Origin of the sequence: Amycolatopsis sp. VS8301801F10 (genome assembly GCF_046195355.1) — a bacterium.
In the GTDB taxonomy this organism is placed as follows: domain Bacteria; phylum Actinomycetota; class Actinomycetes; order Mycobacteriales; family Pseudonocardiaceae; genus Amycolatopsis.
On sequence record NZ_CP176065.1, the window covers coordinates 8,334,437 to 8,356,419 of the forward strand.

Consider the following 21,983-nt stretch of genomic DNA (forward strand, 5'->3'; position numbering starts at 1 on the left):
CGGTCAACGAAGCAACGCCGCCACCCTCGACTGCAGCTCGGGCAGCATCGCGTACAGCTTGTCGCCCGGGCAGTCCGTGTTGTAGAAGTCGCGGTGTCCCTTGATCTCCTTCACCGGGATGCCGTACTGGCGGCACACGTACGCCACGAACACCACCAGCGAATCGAACTGCGCCTTCGGCGGGGCGACCTGCATGTAAGTGCCCTCGTTCTCGATGCCGATCGCGTTGTCGTTCTGGCCGGGGCAATGCGCCGCGCGGACGATCTTTTTCCCGCTGCGCAACGCGTCCAGGCTGCCGTGCCGTCCTTCGAGGCGGTAGCCGCCGCGCGAGACCGTGAAGTGCTGGCCGGTGTCGGACCAGCCGTTGTTGTCGATGTGGTCGGCCTGGTCGTCGCGCGCGACCTGGAACGCGTGCTCGAGCGAATAGTCGGTGCTGTTGGGGCAGTCGATGTGGTGGATGAGCACGCGATCGGCGGGATGGTCGAGCGTGGTGAGCGGATCAGCGGGAGGCCGCGCACCCCATTCCGCACAGCTGTAGACGCGCGGTGCGTCCGCGGCGTCCGCGAAGCCGGGCAGCACGAGCCCCGCCGCCGCGGCAGCGCTCACGCCGGCCGCCCCGCGCAGGAACGTCCTCCGGGGAACCTGTCCGATGTCGAAAGCCATGCTCCGCACTGTGCGCGGACGGCGTACACGATGCGTACAACTGGCCGCTCACCCGCGCAGATCCAGCTCCGCGGGGAACGGTTCGGCCAGCGTGAGCACGCCGCCCTCGCTTTTGGCGTGCGGCAGGTACTCGCCGTCGGAGAGCGCGTAGACGGTGGCGGCTTCCTGCTCCGGGTCGACGAGCAGGTAGTACGGGATGAGGGCTTCGGCGTAGAGGGCCTTCTTGAGAATCCGGTCCTGCACCCTGGTCGAGGGCGATTCGATCTCCGCGACGAGCAGCACTTGCTTCTCGGTGAGGCTGACCCCTTCGAGGCCGGGTGCCGTACTGACGACAAGATCGGGGATGAGCAGCCGGTCGTTCCGGTTGCCCAGCACGAGATTGGCTCCGGGAAGCACTTCACAGCGGGGTGCGGCTCCGGGACTCAACTGACCCCACAACCGGCCGACCAGCCTCTGGTGCTCGAGCCTCGCCAGCGGGCTCACGTGCAACACCCCGTCGACCAGTTCGACGACGTTGCGCGCCCGTTCCTCGTCGGGCAGCTCGAGAACGCTTTCCACCGTCCAGCCGCCGGGCGGAGCGGTGACTCGGAACTCAAGTCCCGTCGGTGTGGCCAACACGGGTCACCTCCGCCTGCGCTCGGTCTTTCGTGCCGGGTCCAGTCTGCCATGATCTCCGTTCTCCTCCTCGGTTCTTCTGCATACCGAGAGAGTACGAACGACCACCGACAGTTTCCGGCCCTCGACCCGGGATCAGGCCGGAGCGACCGCCTCGCGCACGCCCTTCGCCAGCTCCGCAGCCAGCTTCGCCACCCCGTCCGGACCGTCCGCCGCGGCGGTGACCAGCGCCGATCCGACGATCACCGCGTCCGCGAACCCGGCCACCTGCGCGGCCTGCTCGCGCGACCGCACTCCGAGGCCCACGCCGATCGGCAGCTCCGTGTGCTCGCGGGTCCGCCGCACCAGGTCCTCCGCGTGCACGCCCACCGCGTCGCGGGCGCCCGTCACGCCCATCACCGCGGTCGCGTACACGAAGCCCGACGACGCCGCCGTGGTCTTCGCCAGGCGTTCCTCCGACGACGACGGCGCGACCAGGAAGATCCGGTCCAGTCCGTGCGTCTCGGACGCGGCGATCCACTCGTCGGCCTCGTCCGGGATCAGGTCCGGCGTGATCAAGCCCAGGCCCCCGGCCGCGGCCAGGTCGCGGGCGAACGCGTCCACCCCGTAGCGGTGCACCGGGTTCCAGTACGTCATCACCACAGCGCGGCCGCCGCGCGCGGAGACCGATTCCACGACCTCGAACAGCTGCTTCAGCCGGAATCCGCTGGCCAGCGCCGCTTCGGCGGCCGCCTGGATGGTGGGGCCGTCCATGACCGGGTCGGAGTACGGGACGCCGACTTCGACCAGGTCCGCTCCGCCGTCGAGGGTCGCGGCCAGCAGGTCTTTCGAACCGTCCACGGACGGGAAGCCGGCGGGCAGGTAGCCGACCAGCGCGGCCCGGTGTTCCGCCCGCGTCGCCGCGAACAGCTCGTCGAGGCCGCTCACTTGCCCTCCCCGTCCACGAGCCCGAACCAGCGGGCCGCGGTGTCCATGTCCTTGTCGCCCCGGCCGGACAGGTTGACCACGATCAGCCCCTCCGGGCCCAGCTCGCGGCCCAGTTCCAGGGCCCCGGCGAGCGCGTGCGCCGATTCGATCGCCGGGATGATGCCCTCGGTGCGCGACAGCAGCCGGAACGCGTCCATCGCCGCCGCGTCGGTGACCGGGCGGTACTCGGCGCGGCCGGAGTCCTTGAGCCACGCGTGCTCCGGGCCGACGCCCGGGTAGTCGAGGCCCGCCGAGATCGAATGCGATTCGACCGTCTGGCCGTCCTCGTCCTGCAGCAGGTACGACATCGCGCCGTGCAGGTTGCCCGGGCTGCCCTTGGTGAGCGTCGCGCCGTGCCGGTTGCCCTCGATGCCCTCGCCGCCCGGCTCGAGGCCGACCAGCCGCACCGACGGGTCGTCGTAGAAGCCGGAGAAGATGCCGATCGCGTTGGACCCGCCGCCGACGCACGCCGCGACGACGTCCGGCAGCCGGCCGGCCTTCTCCAGGATCTGCGCCCGCGCCTCCTCGCCGATGACGTGGTGGAAATTGCGCACCATCATCGGGAACGGCGACGGACCGGCGGCGGTGCCGAAGAGGTAGTGCGTGGTGTCGGCGTTGGTGACCCAGTCGCGCAGCGCCTCGTTGATCGCGTCCTTGAGCGTGCGCGACCCGGTTTTCACCGGCACGACCTCGGCGCCGAGCAGCTTCATCCGCGCGACGTTCAGCGACTGCCGTTCGGTGTCGACCTCGCCCATGTACACGACGCAGTCGAGGCCGAGCAGCGCGCACGCGGTGGCCGTCGCGACGCCGTGCTGGCCCGCGCCGGTCTCCGCGATGACGCGCTTCTTTCCCATCCGCACCGTGAGCAGCGCCTGGCCCAGCACGTTGTTGATCTTGTGCGAACCGGTGTGGTTGAGGTCCTCGCGCTTGAGGAATACCCGCGCGCCGCCGGCGTGCTCGCCGAACCGCTTGGCCTCGGTCAGCAGCGACGGGCGGCCCGCGTACTCGGTGAGCAGCCGGTTCAGCTCGGCGGTGAATTCGGGGTCGTGGCGGGCCTTCTCGTACTCCGCCGCGACCTCGTCGACCACGCCGATCAGCGCCTCCGGCATGAACCGGCCGCCGTACGGGCCGTAGTAGCCGCGTTCGTCCGGATCGTGCTTGCCGCGCTCGGTCACCGCGACGGCCTCGGGCAGGCGGGGTGCGAACCGGCGGTGACGAGCTTGACGACCGCGCCCTTCGGGTCGCCGGAGGCCACCAGGCCCTCGCCGACGAGCACCGCGTCCGCGCCGTGCCCGGCGTACGACATCAGGTCGCCGGGGCCGCGGACGCCGGACTCGGCGACCTTGAACACGTCCATCGGCAGGCCGGGCGCGAGGCGGGAGAACACGTCGCGGTCCACTTCGAGGGTGTGCAGGTTGCGCGCGTTGACGCCGATGACCTTCGCGCCCGCTTCGAGCGCGCGGTCGGCCTCCTCGGCGTTGTGGATCTCCACGAGCGCGGTCATGCCGAGCGATTCGACGCGGTCGAGCAGCGCGGCGAGCGCGTTCTGCTCCAGCGCGGCGACGATCAGCAGGACCATGTCCGCGCCGTGCAGCCGGGCCTCGTGCACCTGGTACGGGCTGACGATGAAGTCCTTGCGCAGCACGGGAATGTCGACCGCGGCGCGCACCGCGTCGAGGTCGGCGAGCGAGCCGCCGAAGCGGCGCTGCTCGGTGAGCACGCTGATCACGCGCGCGCCGGCGTCCTCGTAGTCGCGGGCCAGCGCGGCCGGGTCGGGGATCGCGGCCAGCTCGCCCTTGGACGGGCTGCGCCGCTTCACCTCGGCGATCACGCCGATGCCGGATTCGCGCAGGGCCGCCATCACGTCACGCGGCGGCGCGGCCTTGGCCGCCCTGGCCTTCAGTTCGTCGAACGGCAGCGCGGATTCCCGCTGCGCGAGGTCCTCGCGCACGCCGGCGACGATGTCTTCGAGCACGCTCATCGGACGCCCCTACTCGCTGCCGCACTCCTGGGTCCACTCGCAAGCTCGCTCACAAAAACCTTCCCCTTCCCGCCGAAACGATGCTAACCCCCGCTCGATGACCGGCCGGTTCCGGGTTGCTCAGCGCCGCGGATCCCCGCCGTCGGTCGGGTCGTCCCCCTCCGACAGCGCCTCCCACAGCTCGGTGTCCGGATCCTTGCGCGCGGCTCTGGCCCCCGGCGCGGCGTAACGGGCCCCGAGCTTGCGCGCGGCGCCCGCCCACTTGATCGCTGCCAACCCGCCGAGCGCGACAAGAATTCCGCCCAGCACCGCGAGCAGGTGGCCGAGCACGATCTCCGTGCCGGGCAGCCCGGGCGCGAACCCGCCGAACTTGATCCCGTCGACGCCCGTCCAGACGCCCGCCGCACCGGCGAGCACCAGCACGATCCCGAGCACCCGGCGCAGCCAGCCGCCGGTCGCGACAGCCCCGGCGACGCCCGCCAGCGCGAGGATCGCGAGCGGCACGAGCGCGGTGGCGCGCTGTTCGCCGAGTACGGTGTGCAGGACGGTGCCGCGCACGCCCTCGTCGCGGAATTCGGCGAACCACACCATCCGGGACGCGCCCCACAGCGCCAGCGCGCCGAGCAGGAGCGCGAGGATGATCGTCCACAGTGGACGGCGCGCTTTCCCGTTGTCCACCGGTGCCGCGGCAGCGGATTCCTCCGCGTCCGGCGACTTCCCGGCGGCTTCCGCGCTTCGCGCCGGTTCCGCCTCCCCGGACCGCTCAGACACCGGCCGCGTCCTCAGCCGGGTCCAGCTCCCCCGCCGGGATCATCGTGCCCGCCGCGGCGATCGCGGACAGCACGGTGCGGGCCTTGTTGAGCGATTCGGTGTCCTCGTAGTCCGGGACCGAGTCCGCGACCACGCCGCCGCCCGCCTGCACGTACGCGGTCCCGTCGCGCATCAGCGCGGTGCGGATGGCGATCGCCGTGTCCGCGTCGCCGGCGAAGTCCAGGTAGCCGACCACGCCGCCGTACAGCGCGCGGCGCACCGGTTCCAGTTCCTCGATCAGCTGCATCGCCCGGACCTTCGGCGCGCCGGACAGAGTGCCCGCCGGGAAGCAGGCCGCGACCGCGTCGAACGCCGTGGCGTCGTCTTTCAGCTCGCCGGTCACCGTGGACACGATGTGCATGACGTGGCTGTAGCGCTCGATCTGGAAGAAGTCGACCACGTGCACGGTGCCCGGTTTGCAGACCTTGCCGAGGTCGTTGCGGCCGAGGTCGACGAGCATCAGGTGCTCGGCGCGCTCCTTCTCGTCCGCGAGCAGGTCCTTGGCCAGCTGCGCGTCCTCCTCCGGGTCCGCGCCGCGCCAGCGGGTGCCCGCGATGGGATGCGTGGTGGCGCGGCCGTCGCGGACGGTCACCAGCGATTCCGGGCTGGAGCCGACGATGTCGAAGCCCTCCAGCCGCAGCAGGTACATGTACGGGCTCGGGTTGGAGGTGCGGAGCACGCGGTACACGTCGAGCGCGTCGGCCCCGGTCTCGATCTCGAACCGTTGCGACGGCACGACCTGGAACGCTTCGCCGGCCTTGATCGCCTCGACCGCCTTGTCGACGGCCGCGTGGAAGTCCTCCTTGCTGCGGTGGCGGCGGAACTCCGGCGCGGGCCGGTCGAACGTCGCGACCGTCGGCGGCGCGGGCACCCGCAGCTGCTCGGTCATCGCCGACAGCCGGGCCAGCGCGTCGTCGTAGGCGGCGTCCACGCGTTCGGCGGAGTCGTCCCAGTTGACCGCGTTGGCGATCAGCGTGACGGTGCCCTCGTGGTGGTCGAACGCGGCGAGATCGGTGGCGAGCAGCATGGTCAGCTCGGGGATGTCGAGGTCCCGTTCGGCCAGCTCGGGCAGCTTTTCCAGCCAGCGCACGGAATCGTAGCCGAGGTAGCCGACCATCCCGCCGGTCAGCGGGGGCAGGCCGGGCAGCGGTTCGGTGTGCAGCGCCTCGACGGTCGCGCGCAGCACCTGCAGCGGGTCGCCCTCGGCCGGCAGGTTGTCCGGCGGGGTGCCGGTCCAGACCGCCTTGCCGTCGCGCACGGTCAGCGCGGCCGGGCTGCGCACGCCGACGAACGACCAGCGCGACCACGACTTCCCGTTCTCGGCCGATTCGAAGAGGAACGTGCCGGGCCGGTCGGCGGCGAGCTTCCGGTAGATCCCCAGCGGGGTCTCGCCGTCGGCGAGCACCCGGCGCACCACCGGGATCACGCGGCGGCTCTCGGCCAGCGCGCGGAACTCGGCGCGGGACGGGCTGACCGGGCCGGGCCCGGCCGGGGACGTGGCTGCTGAGCTGACCATGCGCCTCATTGTGCCGCTACGGCCGGGTCAGCCGGTCAGCGGGCTCTCAATTCAATGACTGTTGAATTCGAGGCGGCCACCGGTCAAGATGGTCCGGTGAGCACCGAAGACACTACCTCGCGCCGCCGCGGCCGCCGCCCCGCTGGTCAGGACACCCGCGCGGTGCTGCTCGAAGCCGCCCGCGCGGTGTTCGCCGAGAACGGCTACGAACGCGCGACGGTCCGCTCGATCGCCGCGCGCGCCGGCGTCGACGCGGCCATGGTCAACCACTGGTTCGGCGGCAAGGAGGGCCTGTTCGCGCAAGCGGTGCTGAAGCTGCCGTTCGAACCGGCGGAACTGGTCACGGTCCTGCGCGACGGCCCGGTCGACGAACTGGGCGTCCGGATCGCGCGCACTTTCCTGACCCGCTGGGACGGCGCGGGCGGCGACACGTTCCAGGCGCTGATCCGCAGCATCGCCGGACACGAGGCGGCGAGCACCGTGCTGCGCGAGTTCTTCCTGCAGTTCTTCACCAGCCTGCTGAGCGACCTGGGCGGCGACCGGCGCGAACTGCGGGTGGCGTTGTGCGCTTCGCAGCTGGTGGGAATGGGACTGGTCCGGTACGTGGCCCGGTTCCCGCCGATGGTGGAGGCGGAGGCGGACACCCTGATCGCGGCGGTGGCACCGACTTTGCAGCGTTATCTCACCGGGGACATCGACTAGCTGCCCTCGTGAGTGCTGATCACGGTTAGAACCGGGATTGCCACTCACAACCTCCCCACCAGCCTCAACCGCCCTCGTGAGGCTCAGCGCGACAGCAGCAGGAAGAGCAGCGCGAGCCCGCCGGGCAGCACCTGCACGAGCAGGATCCGCTTCGAAGACGTCACGGCCCCGTACAGACCGGCCACGATCACGCACGCCAGGCCGTACAGCTTCAGCTGGAAGCCCGCCGGGTCCGCGGCGATGAGGCCCCACCCCAGATCAGCGCGGCGGCCAGGAATCCGTTGTACAGCCCCTGGTTCGCCGCCAGCGTCTTGCTCTCGCGGGCGAATTCCTCGGTGGTGCCGAACGCCGCGCGCGCCCTCGGCGTGGTCCACAGGGCCATCTCCAGCACCACGATGTACAGGTGGATCAGGGCGACCAGCCCGATCAGCACGTTCGCGACGACGGTCACGCCGCGCTCTCGTCCGCGAGCAGCAGCCGGTCGCCGGTGTCGAAGCACGTGTGCGTTCCGGTGTGGCACGCCGGGCCGGTCTGGTCCACCCGCAGCAGCACGGTGTCGCCGTCGCAGTCGATGCGGACTTCGCGGACGTGCTGGACGTGCCCCGAGGTCTCGCCCTTCACCCACAGTTCCTGCCTGCTGCGCGACCAGTACGTGCCGCGGCGGGTGGTCAGCGTGGATTCCAGCGCGTCGTCGTTCATCCAGGCCATCATCAGCACGTCGGACGTCGCGTGGTCCACCACGACCGCGGCGATCAGGCCGTCCGCGTTGCGCTTCAGCCGAGCGGAGATTTCCGGCGCGAGGCTCATCGCACGACCACCCCTCCGGTGCGCAGCGCGCCCTTCACGTCGCCGATCGTCAACTGTCCGAAGTGGAATACGCTCGCCGCGAGCACCGCGTCCGCGCCGGCTTCCACGGCGGGCAGGAAGTGCTCGGTCGCGCCCGCGCCGCCGCTGGCGATCACCGGGACCCGGACCGCCTTGCGGACCAGGCCGATCAGCTCGAGGTCGAAGCCGGTTTTGGTGCCGTCCGCGTCCATCGAGTTGAGCAGCACTTCGCCGACGCCGAGTTCCTCGCCGCGCGCGGCCCACTCCACCGCGTCGATGCCGGTGCCGCGCCGGCCGCCGTGCGTGGTCACCTCGAAGCCGGACGCGGTCGGTTCGCTGCCTTCCGGCACCCGCCGCGCGTCGACGGACAGCACGACGCACTGCGCCCCGAACCGGCGCGACGCCTCGCGCAGCAGCTCCGGGCGCGCGATCGCGGCCGTGTTGATGCTCACCTTGTCCGCGCCCGTGCGCAGCAGCCGGTTGACGTCGTCGGTCGAGCGCACGCCGCCGCCGACGGTCAGCGGGATGAAGACCTGCTCGGCGGTGCGGCGGACCACGTCGAAGGTGGTTTCGCGGTCCCCGGAGGACGCGGTGACGTCGAGGAAGGTCAGCTCGTCGGCGCCTTCGGCGTCGTACCGCCGCGCGAGCTCCACCGGGTCGCCCGCGTCGCGCAGGTCGGCGAAGTTGACGCCCTTCACGACCCGGCCCGCGTCGACGTCGAGACAGGGAATCACCCGAACCGCCACAGCCATGCCGTCCAGCCTAGTCGGCCGCCCGGTCAAGCCCGCCGCCACGGCTTCGTCACTCATTCCGGATCCGAAGCATCAAAACCGGGTGCTCGCGCGTCTGATGATCGTGACCACCGGTTTCGACGAGTTCGTGGCGGAGCGCCTCGACGGGCTGCTGCGCTACGCGACTGTCCTCGCCAACGACCCGCACCTGGCGCAGGACATCGTGCAGGACGTGCTCCTGCGCGCGCAGGAACGCTGGTCGAAGATCGATTCGCCGCCCACCTACGTCCGCCGGATGATCACCAACGAGTACCTCTCGTGGCGCCGCCGCGCCGCCCGCCGCGTGGTGCCGTCGAACCACACGGTGCTCGACGCGCTCGGCCCGCCGACCGCCGATCCCAGCACCGCCTACGACGAACGCGACGAAATGCTCGCCCTGCTGGCCACCCTGCCGCGGAAACAGCGCGCCGCGGTCGTCCTGCGCTACTACGAGAACTACACCGACGCCGAAATCGCCGATTTCCTCCGCTGCGGCGTCTCGACCGTGCGCAGCCAGATCTCGCGCGCGCTGGAGACGCTGCGCGCCAGCCTGCCGTCGTTGCCGCCCGCCCTCACCACCGGAGCAGGAGAATGACCCCCTCGAACGAGACCGAGACGCTGCTGCGCGACAGCCTCGAACGGCTCGCCGAGCGGGCGCCGGACGGCCACCAGGTGCTCAACGCGCTCGCGCGGGCCCGCCAGCGCCGACGCCGTCCTCGCCTCGCGCTCGTCGCCGCGGCCGCCGCGGTGATCGCGGTCGCCGCCGGGGTGCCGCTGGTGGTCGACACGGTCACCGAAGCACCCGCGCAGCTCTCGTCGGCCGCCGGACGGCCGGTGCTCGCGTACACGCCGGGCTGGCTGCCGGACGGCTTCACCGAGCAGTACCGCTCCGGCGGGCCCGGGACCACCGCGCAGGTGCGGCAATGGCAGTCCGGCGCGAGCCGGGTGGAACTCGCGGCGCATTCCACGGCCGATCCGGAATGGGCCCAGACCGCACTGCGCATCTCGGCGGTGCGGGACCAGGTCGTGGTGCACGGCCGGGTCGGCATGGTGACCGGCCCGACCGACACGATCGCCACGCTGACCTGGATGCCGGACCACCGCTACGTGCTGACCGCCAAGGTCGAAGGCGTCCCGGACGCGCGCGCGACGGCCGAGCAAGTCGCCGAGTCCGTGACCGTCGAGCCGGTCCGGGTCCGCGGCGAGGCACGGTTCGGGCCGCTGCCCGCCGGTCTTCACGAAGAGGCCACGACGGTGCGCGGCAGCAGTGCCGACGACGCGACGACCGTGCTCGACGCGAGCGGCCCGAGCGGCAAGGTGCGCGTGCAGCTCGGTGGCAGCTCCCCCGCGCTCGGCGCGGCCGGGCCGGTGCAGGTTCGCGGTCTCCCCGGGGCTTACGTGCCCGCCGCCGGACCGGCCGACGCGCTGGTCGCCGTGCGGCTGTCGTCCGGACGCTGGCTGACCGTTTCCGGCCGGTTGCCGCGCGAGCAGCTCGTCGCGGTGGCGGACGGGATCGTGCTCGATTCGGCACCGGAATACGGATGGCTCGGCACCCGCTGACCGCTACCGTGAGCCCATGTCCGAACTGGGGGAGTCTCGGAGCACGCTCGCGCGAGCGGCGTACGCGGTCGGCGTCGGCGCCGCGGTCATCGCCGTGCTGGTGGCTTGGTGCGTCGGAGCCAACTATCTCGCGCAGCTCACCGCGGGCGAGCAGCTGACCTGCCGGTTGCGCTCTCTCGTGCCGTGGTCCGGGTTGGGCGTGACGCTGTGGCAGGTCAGTTCCCTGGTGCTGTTCCTTCTCGCCGGAGCCGGGATTTCGGTGCTGCTCGGGCGGATCCGGGCGCGAAAGGCGGCCCTCGGCTTGTGCACGGCCGTGGTGGTCCTGTTCACCTGGGGCTATGTGGCGGCGACCCACGCGGTGCTGGAAAAGGTGGCTGACCACGGCACGTCGGTCGCGGTGCCGACGACGCCCGGCTCTCCGCCCGCCGACCGCTGCCAAGGATCGTGACGCCGTCTACCGTAGGGCTATGTCCGAACTGGAGCGTCTCGGCGCCGAGAAGTACGTCGTGCTGACCACTTTCCGCCGCGACGGCCGCGCGGTCCCGACCCCGGTATGGGCTTCCCGCGACGGCGACGAACTCGTGCTGTTCTCGGAACGCAACGCGGGCAAGGTCAAGCGGATCCGCAACAACAGCGAAGTTCGCCTGCAAGCGTGCGACGTCCGCGGCCGCCGCGTGCACGGCGCCGAAGTGCACGGAACCGCCCGGCTGCTCGACGCCGCCGGCACCGAACGCATCCGCGGCGTCATCGCCCGGGACTACGGCCTCGTCGGCCGGGTGACGATGTTCTTCAGCCGCCTCCGCGGCGGGCCGGAACGGACGATCGGGATCGCGGTCAAACTCGCCGGATAAGTCACGCTGCCGCGCGGAGACGAGCGGCCATCGCGGCCGAATCGTGGTCCGGACCGCAGCCGTCGGCCAGGATCACGTCGCCCACCAAGTGGTCGGTGCGCAGCGGCAGGATCTTGCGGTAGTCCGCCGATTCGTACCACGCCTCGGCGGCGGCGAAATCGGGGAATTCGAGCACGACGGTCGCGCCCGGCCAGCTGCCTTCCAGCACGCGGGTCTGTCCGCCGTGAACCAGGAACCGGCCCCCGAACGGGTCGAGCGTCGCCTGGATCAGCTCCAGGTACTCGCAGACCTCGGCGTCCACGGTTCCGGGCTGGCGCAGGTGGGCGATGGCGTAGGCGGTCATGTCGGCGCTCCTCGGGACGGATTTCGTTGCCTGCCAACTCATCCTGTCCGCGCCGGTGCATGGAGTCGATTACTTCGCGGGTAATCGTCCGCCCGCGGGAAACGCTGGCCGGGGTCCCGAAGTTTCGTTGCGCGGCAACGATTCCCGCCGTCAGCGGACCGCGGCGAGAGCCTCCGGCAGGGTGAACGCGCCCGCGTACAGCGCCTTCCCGACGATCGAGCCCTCGACGCCGTCCGACGCCAGCGCGGCCAGCGCGCGCAGGTCGTCCACACTGGACACTCCGCCGGAGGCGATCACCGGGGCGTCGGTGCGGGCGGTGACCTCGCGCAGCAGGTCGAGGTTCGGGCCGCGCAGGGTGCCGTCCTTGCTCACGTCGGTGACGACGTACCGGCTGGCCCCGTCGCGGTCGAGCCGCTCCAGGACCTCCCACAGGTCTCCGCCGTCGGACGTCCAGCCGCGCGCGGACAGCCGGTGCCCGGCCTCGGTGATCCGCACGTCGAGCCCGATCGCGACCCGGTCGCCGTACTCGGAGACGACCTTCGCCGTCCAGTCCGGGTCCTCGAGCGCCGCGGTGCCGAGGTTGACCCGGCGGGCGCCGGTGGCCAGCGCCGCCTCGAGCGACGCGTCGTCGCGGATGCCGCCGGACAGCTCCACCTGCACGTCGAGCCGCTTGACGACGTCGGCCAGCAGCTCGCGGTTGCTGCCCTTGCCGAACGCCGCGTCGAGGTCCACGAGATGGATCCACTCGGCGCCGTCGCGCTGCCACTGCAGCGCCGCCTCGAGCGGACTGCCGTAGGAGGTCTCGGTGCCCGCCTCGCCCTGGACGAGTCGGACCGCCTGGCCGTCGGCAACATCAACTGCGGGAAGGAGCGTGAAAGTCACGCGCACAGCCTAAGCGGCGGGGCCCGGCGCGCCTTCCGGGGGATGTCCGCGCGGCCGGACGCCGCGGCGAGCTGGGCGGACGTCCGGCGGCGCCGGCGGAGTGAGCAGCGGCACAGCCGCCGGTCCGGGCGGAACTCCGGCTACGCCAGCGTGCCCAGCAAGTCCCGCAGCAGCCACCGGTCCGGTCAGAACCCCGGCTACGCCAGCCTGCCCAGCAAGTCCCGCAGCAGCCGCCGGTCCGGCCAGAACCCCGCCTACGCCAGCGTGCCCAGCCAGTTCCGCAGCAGCCGCGCCCCGGCGTCCCCGGACTTCTCCGGGTGGAACTGGGTCGCCCACAGCGGCCCGTTCTCGACCGCGGCGACGAAATCCTCTCCGTGGTTCGCCCAGGTCACCTTGGGCTGCTGGCCGGACAGGCCGGAGTCCAGCTCCCACTTCCGCGCCGCGTAGGAGTGCACGAAGTAGAACCGTTCCTCCGGGTCGATCCCGGCGAACAGCTGCGAATCGGCGGGCGCGCGGACGGTGTTCCAGCCCATGTGCGGCAGCACGTCGGCGTGCAGCCGCTCGACCGTGCCCGGCCATTCGCCGGTGCCCTCGGTCTCCTCGCCGTGCTCGACGCCGCGCGAGAACAGGATCTGCATGCCGACGCAGATGCCCAGCACCGGACGGCCGCCGGCCAGCCGCTTGCCGATGATCCGGTGCCCGTGCACGCCCAGCAGCCCGCTCATGCACGCCGAGAACGCGCCGACGCCGGGCACCACGAGGCCGTCGGCCTCGAGCGCGGCCCGCGGATCGGCGGTGACCTCCACCTCGGCGCCCGCGCGCGCGACGGCGCGCTCGGCGGAGCGGAGGTTTCCGGAACCGTAATCGAGGATCACCACACGAGACACGCGTCCGAGCGTAGCCCCCCGGAGAAATCCGTTCCGACCCCGTTTGATTCCCGCCCCGAACGGGTATCCACCCAGCTATGTGTGGGCGCCGCCGGCGCCCCCGGACCCGGAAAGAGGACGAGATGTCCGAGTCCGATCTGCTGTGCCGGATGTTCCAAGCATGGCGGGAAGACATCGACAGCGTTCCGTTCCCGCAGTTCAGGGACCTGATCATCCCGCCGCAGAAGACCCGCGCGGAGGTCGATCTCGCGCGCCGGCCGACCGCGCGCACGGCGAACCCGGTGCGGCGCGCCGACGGCCGCTGGTGACCCCGGGCGGTTGCCCGCTGCCGGAATCTCGCCTTATCCGGTGAAGAATTCCTTGAAGGACAACGCGATCGAACCCGGGTCGAGCCCGTGCACGAGATCGTGGTCGGCGATCGTCCCGTAGATCCGCACCTCGGCGTCCCGGCGGGTGCCGAGGTTCAGCAGCCGGTGCGGCCGGTCCGCGAGCGCGTCGGCGACGCAATGCGCGGAAGTCCCCTTGAGATACGGCTCCACCAGCGCGACATCGGCCACTCCGGAGACCGCGGCGCGCAAGCCCTCGGCGTCGAACGGGCGCACCGTCGAGGTGTAGAGCACCGTCAGGTCCATGCCCTCGGCCGCCTGCAGCACCCGGTCCAGCATCGGCCCGACCGCGATCGCCACGCCGCGCGTGCCCTGGCGGATCGTCTGCAGCCCGACGCCCAGATGCGGCCGCGCGTTCTCCTGCGCCGACAGCCGCAGGTACGTCCGGCTGTCCCCGGGCACCGAATCGAGCAGCAGCCGCCGCGCCTCCTCCGGATGGCCGGGCACGTGCACGTACCAGCCGGGCAGGGTGTCGATCAGCGCGACGTCCCCGGGCGCTTGGTGCGTGCGGCCTTCCATCGGCATGTCGTAGGAAGCGCCGTACGACACCAGCACCGCGCCGAGTTCCTGGTGGCTGAGGTCCAATTTGATCTGTTCGAACGCACGCTCCACGAGGAACGCGTTGAAGGTGTGCACGATCGGCCGCAGCCCGGCCAGCGCGAGCCCGGCGCCGGTGCTCACCAGCAGCTGCTCGCGGATCCCGACGTTGACGACCCGGTCCGGATGCCGGCGCGCGGCCTCGGCGAGCGACGCGGCCGAGATGTCGGCGAGGACGATCGCGACGTCCGGATCGCGGTTGACGATTTCCTCCGCGGCGGCCAGGAAGGTGTCCCGCATGTTCGGCATCAGTGCGCGCCTTTCGGTTCCACGACGGCGACGACCGCGAGCGGCCGTCCGAGATGAGGGGTGGTGAACGCGTCGTACAGCGCTTCGTGGTCGCGTCCGGAGACCGTGCGCACGGCCCAGCCCTCGGTTTCGAAGCGGCGCGCGATGCCGCCTGGCCAGCCGTGTGTCGAGGACTGGTTGTCCACCACGACCGCGGTCAGCTTGTCGAGTCCGAGCCGCGCGGCGACGACGATCGCCTCGTGGTTGGAGCCCTCGTCGAGTTCGGCGTCGCCGACCAGCGTGACGAGGCGCGAGCTGAACCGGCGGGCCCGCAGGCCGAGCGCGGCGCCGACGGCGATCGGCAAGCCGTGCCCGAGCGAGCCGCTGGAGATTTCGACTCCGGGCGCGCGGACGCGGTCCGGATGGTGGCCGAGCCGCGAACGCGCCGAACTCCAGTCGGCGAGTTCGTCCTCGTCCAGCCAGCCTTTCGCGACGAGCACCGCGTAGTACGCCATCGGCCCGTGCCCCTTGGACAGCAGGAACCGGTCGCGCCCGGGTCGCCGGGCGGTGTCCGGGCCGAGGTCCAGCACGCGGTCGAACAGCACCCACAGGACGTCCACTGTGGACTCCGCGGCCGCGTGGTGCTTGTCGTCACCGGTCATCAGCGAGATCAGCCGGGACAGGTCCGCGTAGCCCGGCTCGGAGGTCGTCGTGGTCATGCCCCGACGATGCAACCTCGACCAAACTGAAGGTCAAGCGCTAACCTGAAGCAATGACGAGGTTGGCGGACAAGCTGAGCATCGGCCAGGTCGCGGAACGCAGCGGCGTTCCGCACACGGCGCTGCGGTTCTACGAGGAGCGCGGCCTGATCACCTCCGAGCGCTCGGCGGGCAACCAGCGCCGCTACGCGCGTTCGGTGCTGCGGCGGATCGCGTTCATCCGCGCCGCGCAACGGGTCGGGCTGTCGCTGGAGGACATCAGCGCGGCGCTGGAGACGCTTCCCGCCGACCACGCGCCGACGAAGGCGGACTGGGCCCGGCTGTCGCGCGAATGGCAGACCGAACTCGACGCCCGGATCGACGCGCTGCAGCGGCTGCGGGACCGGCTGACCGGATGCGTCGGCTGCGGCTGCCTTTCGCTGCGCAGCTGCGGCCTGTACAACGCGGACGACGAACTCGCCCGGTTCGGCCCCGGGGCCAGCAAGCTCCGCCCGGTGCTGGAGGGCGGCATCTGAATTCCGTTGCGCGCCAGTGCTTCGGTGTGGGTTACTGCGGGCGGCAATGAACGAAAAACATCGAACCCGAGTATCCAAACGACTGTCCCGGCACCTGCGCCACGATCCCGGCGGGCTCGGCCTCACCCTCTCCCCTGGCGGCTGGGTCCCGGTCGGCGAACTCCTGGCGGCACTGGCCCGCAACCGGTTTCCGGTGAGCCGCGCGGAACTGGACGAGGTCGTCGCGAACTGCGCCAAACAGCGGTTCGCCTTCGACGAGACGCGGACGCTGATCCGCGCCAATCAGGGGCACAGCGTCCGCGTGGACCTGGAATTGCCGGACGCGCGACCGCCGGAAATCCTCTTCCACGGCACGGCGACGCGGTTCCTCCCGGCAATCCGGGCGGAAGGACTGCGGCCGATGAAGCGGCACGCGGTGCATTTGTCGGCGACCCGCGAAACGGCGTGGAAAGTCGGGTCGCGGCACGGGAAACCGGTGGTGCTCACCGTTTCCGCGGCGGAAATGGCCGCACGCGGGCACGTGTTCCAGGTGAGCGACAACGGGGTGTGGCTGACTTCGGCGGTTCCGGCGGAATTTCTGACGGTTTCCGAGTAGCTCGTACCAGCTCACCGCCGAGGAACTGCGCGGCTGAAGCGGAAATCAGCCGGTTTCGGCGACGCGGCACAGGATTTCGCCGTGCGGGATCGAGAACCAGCCGTCCGGATCGGCTGCCCACGCGCGCCATGCCTCGGAGATCTCCCGGAGGTCCTCGGCGGACGCGTGCCCGCCCGCCACGGCTTGCTCGGCGATCTTGGAGTCCAGGATCCGTTCCGCCCACATGCCGCCCCACCACGTCCGTTCCTCCGGCGTGGAATGGCACCAGATGGAGGCGCTCGGCGTGACGTCGCGCGCGCCCGCGGCGTGCGCCCAGGCCAGCAATCGCCGTCCGGCGTCCGGCTCGGTGCCGTTGCCGTGCGCGACCGCGCGGTAGACCTCCTGCCAGCGGTCCAGCCGCGAGTCCGCCGGCCACCAGAACGCCGCGGCGTAATCGGTGTCGCGGGCGGCGACCACTCCGCCGGGCTTGGCCAGCGTCAGCAGGTGCCGCAGCGCTGCCACGGGATCGGTCAGGTGCAGCAGCACCTGGTGCGCGTGCACGATGTCGAATCGGCCGAGCGCAGGGGCCGTCGTGATGTCGGCGCGCTCGAACCGGACGTTGGAGACCCCTTCGCGCCGCGCGTGCGCCCGCGCCTGCTCCAGAACGGCTTCCGACACGTCGATGCCGACCACCTCGCCCGGGGCCACCCGGCGGGCGAGGTCCACCGTGATCGTCCCGGGGCCGCAGCCGACGTCCAGCACGCTGCGCCCGGGACGCAGCTCCGGCGCCAGATAGGCCGCCGAGTTGTCGACGGAGCGCCAGAGTTGAGACCGTACAACGCTTTCCGCGTGCCCCTGCCCGTAAGCGCTCTCCGAAGACATGCTCCGAGGTTAAAAGAGCATTCCCAAATACTGCAACAGAACTCTCAGCAGCTGAGACGACGACGCGGCCTGCCGAGCAGCCGCCGCCCCACTCCGATCAGCTCCTGCCGCAGCGTTTCGTCGTCCACCTCGGCCAGATCGGGCGCACCGCCGGTCATCGCGATGCCGATGAACGCCACCATCGCCGTCACGCGGGCGGTCACGTCCGGCTCCGGCCCGGCCACGATCGAGATCAGCGCCTGTTTGAACCCTTCGACGCCGTGCCGAGATTTCGCGAGCGCCGCGTCGATGCCCGGATCGCTGGAGAACAACGCGACCAGCACCCGGTGCCGCACCACGAGATCCACGAAACCGTCCAGCAGATGGTCGACGCGCGCACTGTGCCGCCGGTGCTTCGCCGCCTCCACGACCAGCTCGTCCAGCTCCCGGATGCCCGGTTCCGCGACCGCCTCGGTGATCTCCGCCTTCGTCTTGAAGTGGTAGTACACCGCGGCCTTGGTGACGCCCAGCTCGTCGGCGATCATCTGCAGCGACGTGCCCTCCACGCCGTGCTCCGAGAACAGCCGCAGCGCGGTGGCGAGCAGCCTCGTCCGGGTGTCCGCGACCGGTTCGACGGTCGTCATCGCGCCCTCCTCCTCAAGCGGAGTGCGCTGCTCCGCGGCCCCTCATGGTACTTGCCGGGCGACTAGCCCGAAACTTGCCGTGCGGCTAGTCACATCCTAGCCGATCGGCTTGGCAGTCCCTTGCCGAACGGCTAGCTTCGAAAGGGCGATTCCCAGTGCGGAGAGCCCGCTTCGGGCGCGAAACGGAGACGACTCGTGGCACCCTTCCTGTACCGGCTCGGCAGGCTGTCGTTCCGCCGCCGGGCCCTCGTGGCGGCGGTCTGGGCGCTTGTCCTCGCGGCGTTGGGCGCGGGCGCGCTCACGCTGTCGGGCAAGCTGTCGGATTCGGTGACCATCCCGGGCACCGAATCCCAGCAGGCGATCGACCGGCTGGCCGAGCACTTCCCGCAGGCCGCGGCGGGCGGCGGCACCGCGCGCGTGGCGATCGCCGCGCCGCCGGGGCGCCAGGTCACCGATCCGGCGGGCCAGGCGGCCGTGGAATCCGTGGTGGGCAAGCTGAGGTCCGCGCCGAAGGTGGCCGCGGTCGTGGATCCGTTCCAGGCGAAGTCCGTTTCGCCGGACGGCCGGGTCGCGCTCGCGCAGGTCAGCTACCAGGTCAAGGGCTTCGAACTCAGCGACTCCGACCGCGCCGCGCTGCTGGCCACCGGTGATCACGCGAAGCAGCTGGGGTACCAGGTCGAATACGGCGGCGACGCGGTGCAGGGCATCCCGGCGACCGGGGCCACCGAAGGCCTCGGCGTCGCGGTCGCGGCGGTCGTTTTGATCATCACGTTCGGTTCGCTGCTGGCTGCCGGGATTCCGCTGCTGACCGCGCTGGTCGGGGTCGGCGTCGGGATGGCGGGCATCATGCTGGCGTCGGGTTCGCTGGAGCTGAACTCCAACACTCCGGTGCTGGCGTTGATGATCGGCCTCGCGGTCGGCATCGACTACGCGCTGTTCATCGTTTCCCGGTACCGGCACGAACTGGCCGAGGGCCGCGAACCCGAGGAAGCGGCGGGTCGGGCGGTCGGCACCGCGGGTTCCGCCGTGGTGTTCGCCGGGCTCACCGTCATCATCGCGCTCGCCGGGCTGACCGTGGTCGGGATTCCGTTCCTGGGCCAGATGGGCGTCGCCGCCGCGGCGACCGTCGTGGTCGCCGTGCTCATCGCGTTGACGCTGCTGCCCGCCGTGCTCGGGTTCGCCGGCGCCCGCGTGGGCAGCAGCAAGATTCGCGTGCGCCGCCGCACCGAAGGCCCGACGCACGGTGAGCGCTGGGCGCGTTTCGTTGCGCGGCACCGGGTTCCGGTGCTGCTGGCCGCGCTCGTCGGACTGGCCGTGGTCGCGATTCCCGCGCTGAGCATGCAGCTCGGCCTGCCCAACGACTCGACCGCCGCGCCGGACACCACTCAGCGCAAGGCGTACGACCTGGTCAGCAAGGGCTTCGGCGAGGGCGCGAACGGACCGCTGCTGGTCGTCGTCGACACCGGGCCCAACCACGACCCGGCCGCGCTGAAACAGGCCGCCGCCGATATCGGCAAGCTGCCGGACGTCGCCGCCGTGACGCCGCCGCGGGTCAACCCGGCCGGGGACACCGCGCTGCTGACGGTAATTCCCAAGAGCGGCCCGAGCAGCACGCAGACCGAAGACCTCGTGTCCGCGATCCGCGCGCAATCCGCGCCGCTGGCCGAACGCACCGGCGGCAGTCTCGCGGTGACCGGCCAGACGGCGGCCAACATCGACGTCTCGCAGAAGCTGTCCGACGCGATGCTGCCCTACCTCGCGCTGATCGTCGGGCTGGCGTTCGTGTTGCTGATGCTGGTGTTCCGGTCGGTCGTGGTGCCGCTGAAGGCGACGCTCGGCTTCCTCGGCTCTGTGGTCGCGACCTTCGGCGCGGTGGTCGCGGTGTTCCAGTGGGGCTGGCTCACCGACCTGCTCGGGGTCGCCTCGACCGGACCGATCATGAGCATGCTGCCGATCCTGCTGATCGGCGTCCTGTTCGGACTCGCGATGGACTACCAGGTGTTCCTGGTGACCCGGATGCGCGAGGAGCACGTGCACGGAGCCGAGCCGCAGGAGGCCATGGCGACCGGGTTCCGGCACGGGGCGCGCGTCGTCGTCGCGGCGGCGCTGATCATGATCTCGGTGTTCGCCGGGTTCGTGCTGGCCGAATCGACGCTAATCCAGTCGATTGGGTTCGCCCTGGCCTTCGGCGTGCTGGTGGACGCGTTCGTGGTCCGGATGACCATCGTTCCCGCCGTGATGTCGCTGCTCGGGCGCGGCGCGTGGTGGCTGCCCAAGTGGCTCGACCGGATCCTGCCGAACGTCGACGTCGAAGGCGAGGGCCTGGTCCGCGAACTCGGTTCGCCCGGCGACGACCAGCGCGAACTCACGCGAGTCTGATTTTTGTCGGTGGTGGTTCGTACCCTGCTTTCATGATCGAAGAGACGGTACGGACGTGGGTAGCGGGATGGGCGTTGTCGCGGCGGACACCGCCGCCGGTCGAGAAGCCGTGGGGGCTTTACGTCGAGGTGCCGGACAATCCCGCCGAGGTGGGCAGGCACGTCCTGCCGGAGGCTGAGGAGTCGCTGGTCCGCGCTGCCGCCGGCGCGGTCAGCGAACCTCGGACGTGGCTGAAAACGCCCGCCGAGCCGGCGACGATCGAGCCGTGGCTCCCGGACGGCTGGGTGGTCGCCTGGGAGGACACCGGGCACCTGATGGCGACGGATTTGCTGGCCACGCGGCCGGTTGCGCCGGAGGGCTACACGGTTTCCGTGGAGGTCAGCGGTGCCGTCACGTTCCTCCGGATGCTGGACGCGGCGGGCGAACAGGCGGCGAAGGGCCAGATGGCGAGGGTCGGCGACGCGGTGATCGTGGACCGGGTGACGACCGAGGAGGCCCACCGGCGACGCGGATTGGGCGGGTTCGTGATGCGCTCGCTCGCCGACCGCGCGATCGCGGACGGGGCCGTGCTCGGCGTTCTCGGGGCGACCGATGCCGGGCGGGCGCTGTACGAGACATTGGGGTGGAAGAAGCACGCGACGCTGGCCGAGTGCATTTATCAGCCGTTGGCGGCGTAGCCGGTGAGGATGCCGGGGTTCGCGATGCGGAGCCGCGGATGGGTCGCGGGGAGAGCCGCGCTCCGGCGGCGGAGGAGGTCCGCGGTGGTCAGCTGACGAGCCAGGCGATGGCCCCGCCGATCGCCAGCACCGCCGCGATGCCCAGCACCACGGCGAAGAACTTCGCGGTCTTCCACAGCGAGTACACCCCGCCGGCCAGGAAGCCGCCGAGGGCCAGCAGCAGGACCGCGATCAGCTCTTTGCTCACAGGGGTTAGCGTGCCACATGGCTTTCACCGTGACGGTACTGGGCAGCGCGACGCCGTACCCGCGCCCGGACGCGCCTTGCTCCGGGTACCTGGTGCGCCACGAGGACACCGCGATCTGGCTCGACGCCGGGCCCGGCACCCTCGCCGCCCTGCAGGAACACGTCTCGCCGGCGGACCTGGACGCGATCTGGATCTCGCATCTGCACGCGGACCACGTCGCGGACCTGTTGCCGGCGGTGTACGCACTGTTGTTCGCCGACCTGACCCTGCGACGGCCGATCCCGCTCTACGGCCCGCCAGGCACCGCGGCGCGGCTCTCCGCGTTCCTCAGCAATACCGGCCGCGCGCCGATCGAGGAGGCGTTCGCCGTCCGGGAACTGCACGACGGCCACCGCACCCGAGCCGGCGGCCTGCGCTTGGAATCGGTGGCCGTATCGCACGGGTTCCCGGCGTTCGGAGTGCGGATCACCGACGGGGCGCGGACTTTCGCGTACTCCGGAGACACCGGACCCTGCGACGCGCTCACCACGCTGGCGACGGGGACGGACCTGTTCCTGTGCGAGGCCGACAGCATCAAGCCTTCCGCGGAACACCTGACCCCAGCCGAAGCAGGCCGCGCGGCCGCGGGCGCTGCGCGGCTGGTGCTCACGCATCTAGGCCACCCACTCACCCCACGCGACGCGGTTCGCCTTGCCGCAGAACACTTTCCCGGGCCGGTGGCCTATGCCGCGCCGCGCACGGTGTTCCGCGTGTGACTGTCAGATCGTGAGATCCCCCGGCCAGAT

The 21,983-nt window shown here is 71.3% G+C and carries 28 protein-coding genes and 1 pseudogene; 11 read left to right on the top strand and 18 right to left on the bottom strand.

Annotated elements, in window-relative coordinates; translation table 11 throughout:
* Positions 1-3: 3 nt before the first annotated feature.
* The 7 genes from F9C11_RS38115 to F9C11_RS38145 form a co-directional block, all read right to left on the bottom strand.
* Entirely contained in the window at positions 4-663 is a 660-nt protein-coding gene (locus tag F9C11_RS38115; RefSeq protein WP_409182201.1) for a peptidoglycan recognition family protein, read from the bottom strand.
* Positions 664-711: 48 nt separating this feature from the next.
* Entirely contained in the window at positions 712-1,278 is a 567-nt protein-coding gene (locus F9C11_RS38120; RefSeq protein WP_409182202.1) for a Uma2 family endonuclease, read from the bottom strand.
* Positions 1,279-1,413: 135 nt separating this feature from the next.
* On the bottom strand, positions 1,414-2,205 hold the full coding sequence (trpA, locus tag F9C11_RS38125) for a tryptophan synthase subunit alpha (RefSeq protein ID WP_409182203.1): 792 nt from the start codon (positions 2,203-2,205) through the stop codon (positions 1,414-1,416).
* Positions 2,202-3,419, bottom strand: a complete 1,218-nt coding sequence (gene trpB / locus F9C11_RS38130; RefSeq protein ID WP_409182204.1) for a tryptophan synthase subunit beta — start codon at positions 3,417-3,419, stop codon at positions 2,202-2,204. Before trpB ends, trpA begins: the two co-directional genes overlap by 4 nt.
* Complete coding sequence (gene trpC, locus F9C11_RS38135; RefSeq protein WP_409182205.1) at positions 3,416-4,225, bottom strand: indole-3-glycerol phosphate synthase TrpC; 810 nt, start codon at positions 4,223-4,225, stop codon at positions 3,416-3,418. Before trpC ends, trpB begins: the two co-directional genes overlap by 4 nt.
* Before the next feature lie 120 nt (positions 4,226-4,345).
* Positions 4,346-4,903 carry a Trp biosynthesis-associated membrane protein gene (locus tag F9C11_RS38140; RefSeq protein ID WP_409187068.1) on the bottom strand — a complete coding sequence of 186 codons (558 nt, stop codon included), beginning with the start codon at positions 4,901-4,903 and terminating at the stop codon, positions 4,346-4,348.
* A gap of 85 nt (positions 4,904-4,988) precedes the next feature.
* Positions 4,989-6,551: an anthranilate synthase component I gene (locus F9C11_RS38145; protein ID WP_409182206.1), complete on the bottom strand. Its 1,563-nt coding sequence runs from the start codon at positions 6,549-6,551 to the stop codon at positions 4,989-4,991.
* 96 nt (positions 6,552-6,647) lie between these two features.
* On the opposite strand from F9C11_RS38145, the gene F9C11_RS38150 reads away from it, so the two are divergent.
* The gene (locus tag F9C11_RS38150; protein WP_409182207.1) at positions 6,648-7,253 is read left to right on the top strand and encodes a TetR family transcriptional regulator; all 606 of its coding nucleotides are present in this window, start codon (positions 6,648-6,650) and stop codon (positions 7,251-7,253) included.
* Positions 7,254-7,336: 83 nt separating this feature from the next.
* Here F9C11_RS38150 and F9C11_RS38155 read toward each other — a convergent pair.
* The 3 genes and pseudogenes from F9C11_RS38155 to hisF form a co-directional block, all read right to left on the bottom strand.
* Positions 7,337-7,704: pseudogene (locus tag F9C11_RS38155) on the bottom strand (DUF1304 domain-containing protein).
* Positions 7,701-8,060 carry a phosphoribosyl-AMP cyclohydrolase gene (gene hisI, locus F9C11_RS38160; protein WP_409182208.1) on the bottom strand — a complete coding sequence of 120 codons (360 nt, stop codon included), beginning with the start codon at positions 8,058-8,060 and terminating at the stop codon, positions 7,701-7,703. The pseudogene F9C11_RS38155 and the gene hisI overlap by 4 nt, the downstream one beginning before the upstream one ends.
* Entirely contained in the window at positions 8,057-8,830 is a 774-nt protein-coding gene (hisF, locus tag F9C11_RS38165) for an imidazole glycerol phosphate synthase subunit HisF (RefSeq protein ID WP_037369977.1), read from the bottom strand. Before hisF ends, hisI begins: the two co-directional genes overlap by 4 nt.
* Before the next feature lie 97 nt (positions 8,831-8,927).
* On the opposite strand from hisF, the gene F9C11_RS38170 reads away from it, so the two are divergent.
* From F9C11_RS38170 to F9C11_RS38185, 4 genes are read left to right on the top strand one after another with little or no spacing between them, the layout of a single operon-like run.
* Positions 8,928-9,443 (top strand): SigE family RNA polymerase sigma factor, encoded by a 516-nt coding sequence (locus F9C11_RS38170; protein ID WP_409187069.1) that lies wholly within the window; start codon positions 8,928-8,930, stop codon positions 9,441-9,443.
* Positions 9,440-10,408 carry a hypothetical protein gene (locus tag F9C11_RS38175; protein ID WP_409182209.1) on the top strand — a complete coding sequence of 323 codons (969 nt, stop codon included), beginning with the start codon at positions 9,440-9,442 and terminating at the stop codon, positions 10,406-10,408. Before F9C11_RS38170 ends, F9C11_RS38175 begins: the two co-directional genes overlap by 4 nt.
* 16 nt (positions 10,409-10,424) lie before the next feature.
* Positions 10,425-10,856, top strand: coding sequence for a hypothetical protein (locus tag F9C11_RS38180; RefSeq protein WP_409182210.1), 432 nt, complete (start codon positions 10,425-10,427; stop codon positions 10,854-10,856).
* A 19-nt stretch (positions 10,857-10,875) separates the two neighbouring features.
* On the top strand, positions 10,876-11,259 hold the full coding sequence (locus F9C11_RS38185; protein WP_409182211.1) for a PPOX class F420-dependent oxidoreductase: 384 nt from the start codon (positions 10,876-10,878) through the stop codon (positions 11,257-11,259).
* A 1-nt stretch (position 11,260) separates the two neighbouring features.
* On the opposite strand, the gene F9C11_RS38190 is transcribed toward F9C11_RS38185, so the two are convergent.
* The 3 genes from F9C11_RS38190 to hisH all read right to left on the bottom strand — a co-directional run bounded on the left by F9C11_RS38190 (position 11,261) and on the right by hisH (position 13,362).
* Complete coding sequence (locus F9C11_RS38190) at positions 11,261-11,602, bottom strand: DUF1330 domain-containing protein (RefSeq protein ID WP_409182212.1); 342 nt, start codon at positions 11,600-11,602, stop codon at positions 11,261-11,263.
* Positions 11,603-11,752: 150 nt separating this feature from the next.
* Entirely contained in the window at positions 11,753-12,484 is a 732-nt protein-coding gene (gene priA, locus F9C11_RS38195; protein WP_009074946.1) for a bifunctional 1-(5-phosphoribosyl)-5-((5-phosphoribosylamino)methylideneamino)imidazole-4-carboxamide isomerase/phosphoribosylanthranilate isomerase PriA, read from the bottom strand.
* A gap of 254 nt (positions 12,485-12,738) precedes the next feature.
* Positions 12,739-13,362, bottom strand: coding sequence for an imidazole glycerol phosphate synthase subunit HisH (hisH, locus tag F9C11_RS38200; protein ID WP_409187070.1), 624 nt, complete (start codon positions 13,360-13,362; stop codon positions 12,739-12,741).
* 131 nt (positions 13,363-13,493) lie between these two features.
* On the opposite strand from hisH, the gene F9C11_RS38205 reads away from it, so the two are divergent.
* Complete coding sequence (locus F9C11_RS38205) at positions 13,494-13,679, top strand: hypothetical protein (protein ID WP_409182213.1); 186 nt, start codon at positions 13,494-13,496, stop codon at positions 13,677-13,679.
* A 33-nt stretch (positions 13,680-13,712) separates the two neighbouring features.
* Here the strand turns inward: F9C11_RS38205 and F9C11_RS38210 are convergent, their stop codons facing one another.
* The gene (locus F9C11_RS38210; protein WP_409182214.1) at positions 13,713-14,603 is read right to left on the bottom strand and encodes a transketolase family protein; all 891 of its coding nucleotides are present in this window, start codon (positions 14,601-14,603) and stop codon (positions 13,713-13,715) included.
* Positions 14,603-15,301: a thiamine pyrophosphate-dependent enzyme gene (locus F9C11_RS38215; protein ID WP_409182215.1), complete on the bottom strand. Its 699-nt coding sequence runs from the start codon at positions 15,299-15,301 to the stop codon at positions 14,603-14,605. Before F9C11_RS38215 ends, F9C11_RS38210 begins: the two co-directional genes overlap by 1 nt.
* Before the next feature lie 53 nt (positions 15,302-15,354).
* Between F9C11_RS38215 and soxR the strand changes: the two genes are divergently transcribed.
* Together soxR and F9C11_RS38225 are read left to right on the top strand one after the other, a co-directional pair.
* On the top strand, positions 15,355-15,816 hold the full coding sequence (gene soxR / locus F9C11_RS38220; protein WP_037713059.1) for a redox-sensitive transcriptional activator SoxR: 462 nt from the start codon (positions 15,355-15,357) through the stop codon (positions 15,814-15,816).
* 46 nt (positions 15,817-15,862) lie between these two features.
* Positions 15,863-16,411 (top strand): RNA 2'-phosphotransferase, encoded by a 549-nt coding sequence (locus F9C11_RS38225; protein ID WP_409182216.1) that lies wholly within the window; start codon positions 15,863-15,865, stop codon positions 16,409-16,411.
* A 45-nt stretch (positions 16,412-16,456) separates the two neighbouring features.
* Here the strand turns inward: F9C11_RS38225 and F9C11_RS38230 are convergent, their stop codons facing one another.
* Both F9C11_RS38230 and F9C11_RS38235 read right to left on the bottom strand, forming a co-directional pair.
* Entirely contained in the window at positions 16,457-17,272 is an 816-nt protein-coding gene (locus tag F9C11_RS38230) for a class I SAM-dependent methyltransferase (RefSeq protein WP_409182217.1), read from the bottom strand.
* 44 nt (positions 17,273-17,316) lie between these two features.
* Positions 17,317-17,895: a TetR/AcrR family transcriptional regulator gene (locus F9C11_RS38235; RefSeq protein ID WP_409182218.1), complete on the bottom strand. Its 579-nt coding sequence runs from the start codon at positions 17,893-17,895 to the stop codon at positions 17,317-17,319.
* A 195-nt stretch (positions 17,896-18,090) separates the two neighbouring features.
* Between F9C11_RS38235 and F9C11_RS38240 the strand changes: the two genes are divergently transcribed.
* On the top strand, positions 18,091-20,274 hold the full coding sequence (locus F9C11_RS38240; RefSeq protein ID WP_409182219.1) for an MMPL family transporter: 2,184 nt from the start codon (positions 18,091-18,093) through the stop codon (positions 20,272-20,274).
* Positions 20,275-20,306: 32 nt separating this feature from the next.
* On the top strand, positions 20,307-20,951 hold the full coding sequence (locus F9C11_RS38245) for a GNAT family N-acetyltransferase (RefSeq protein WP_409182220.1): 645 nt from the start codon (positions 20,307-20,309) through the stop codon (positions 20,949-20,951).
* 88 nt (positions 20,952-21,039) lie between these two features.
* On the opposite strand, the gene F9C11_RS38250 is transcribed toward F9C11_RS38245, so the two are convergent.
* On the bottom strand, positions 21,040-21,198 hold the full coding sequence (locus F9C11_RS38250) for a hypothetical protein (protein ID WP_162836028.1): 159 nt from the start codon (positions 21,196-21,198) through the stop codon (positions 21,040-21,042).
* Between the two features lie 17 nt (positions 21,199-21,215).
* On the opposite strand from F9C11_RS38250, the gene F9C11_RS38255 reads away from it, so the two are divergent.
* Positions 21,216-21,953: an MBL fold metallo-hydrolase gene (locus F9C11_RS38255; protein WP_409182221.1), complete on the top strand. Its 738-nt coding sequence runs from the start codon at positions 21,216-21,218 to the stop codon at positions 21,951-21,953.
* Positions 21,954-21,983: the final 30 nt, after the last annotated feature.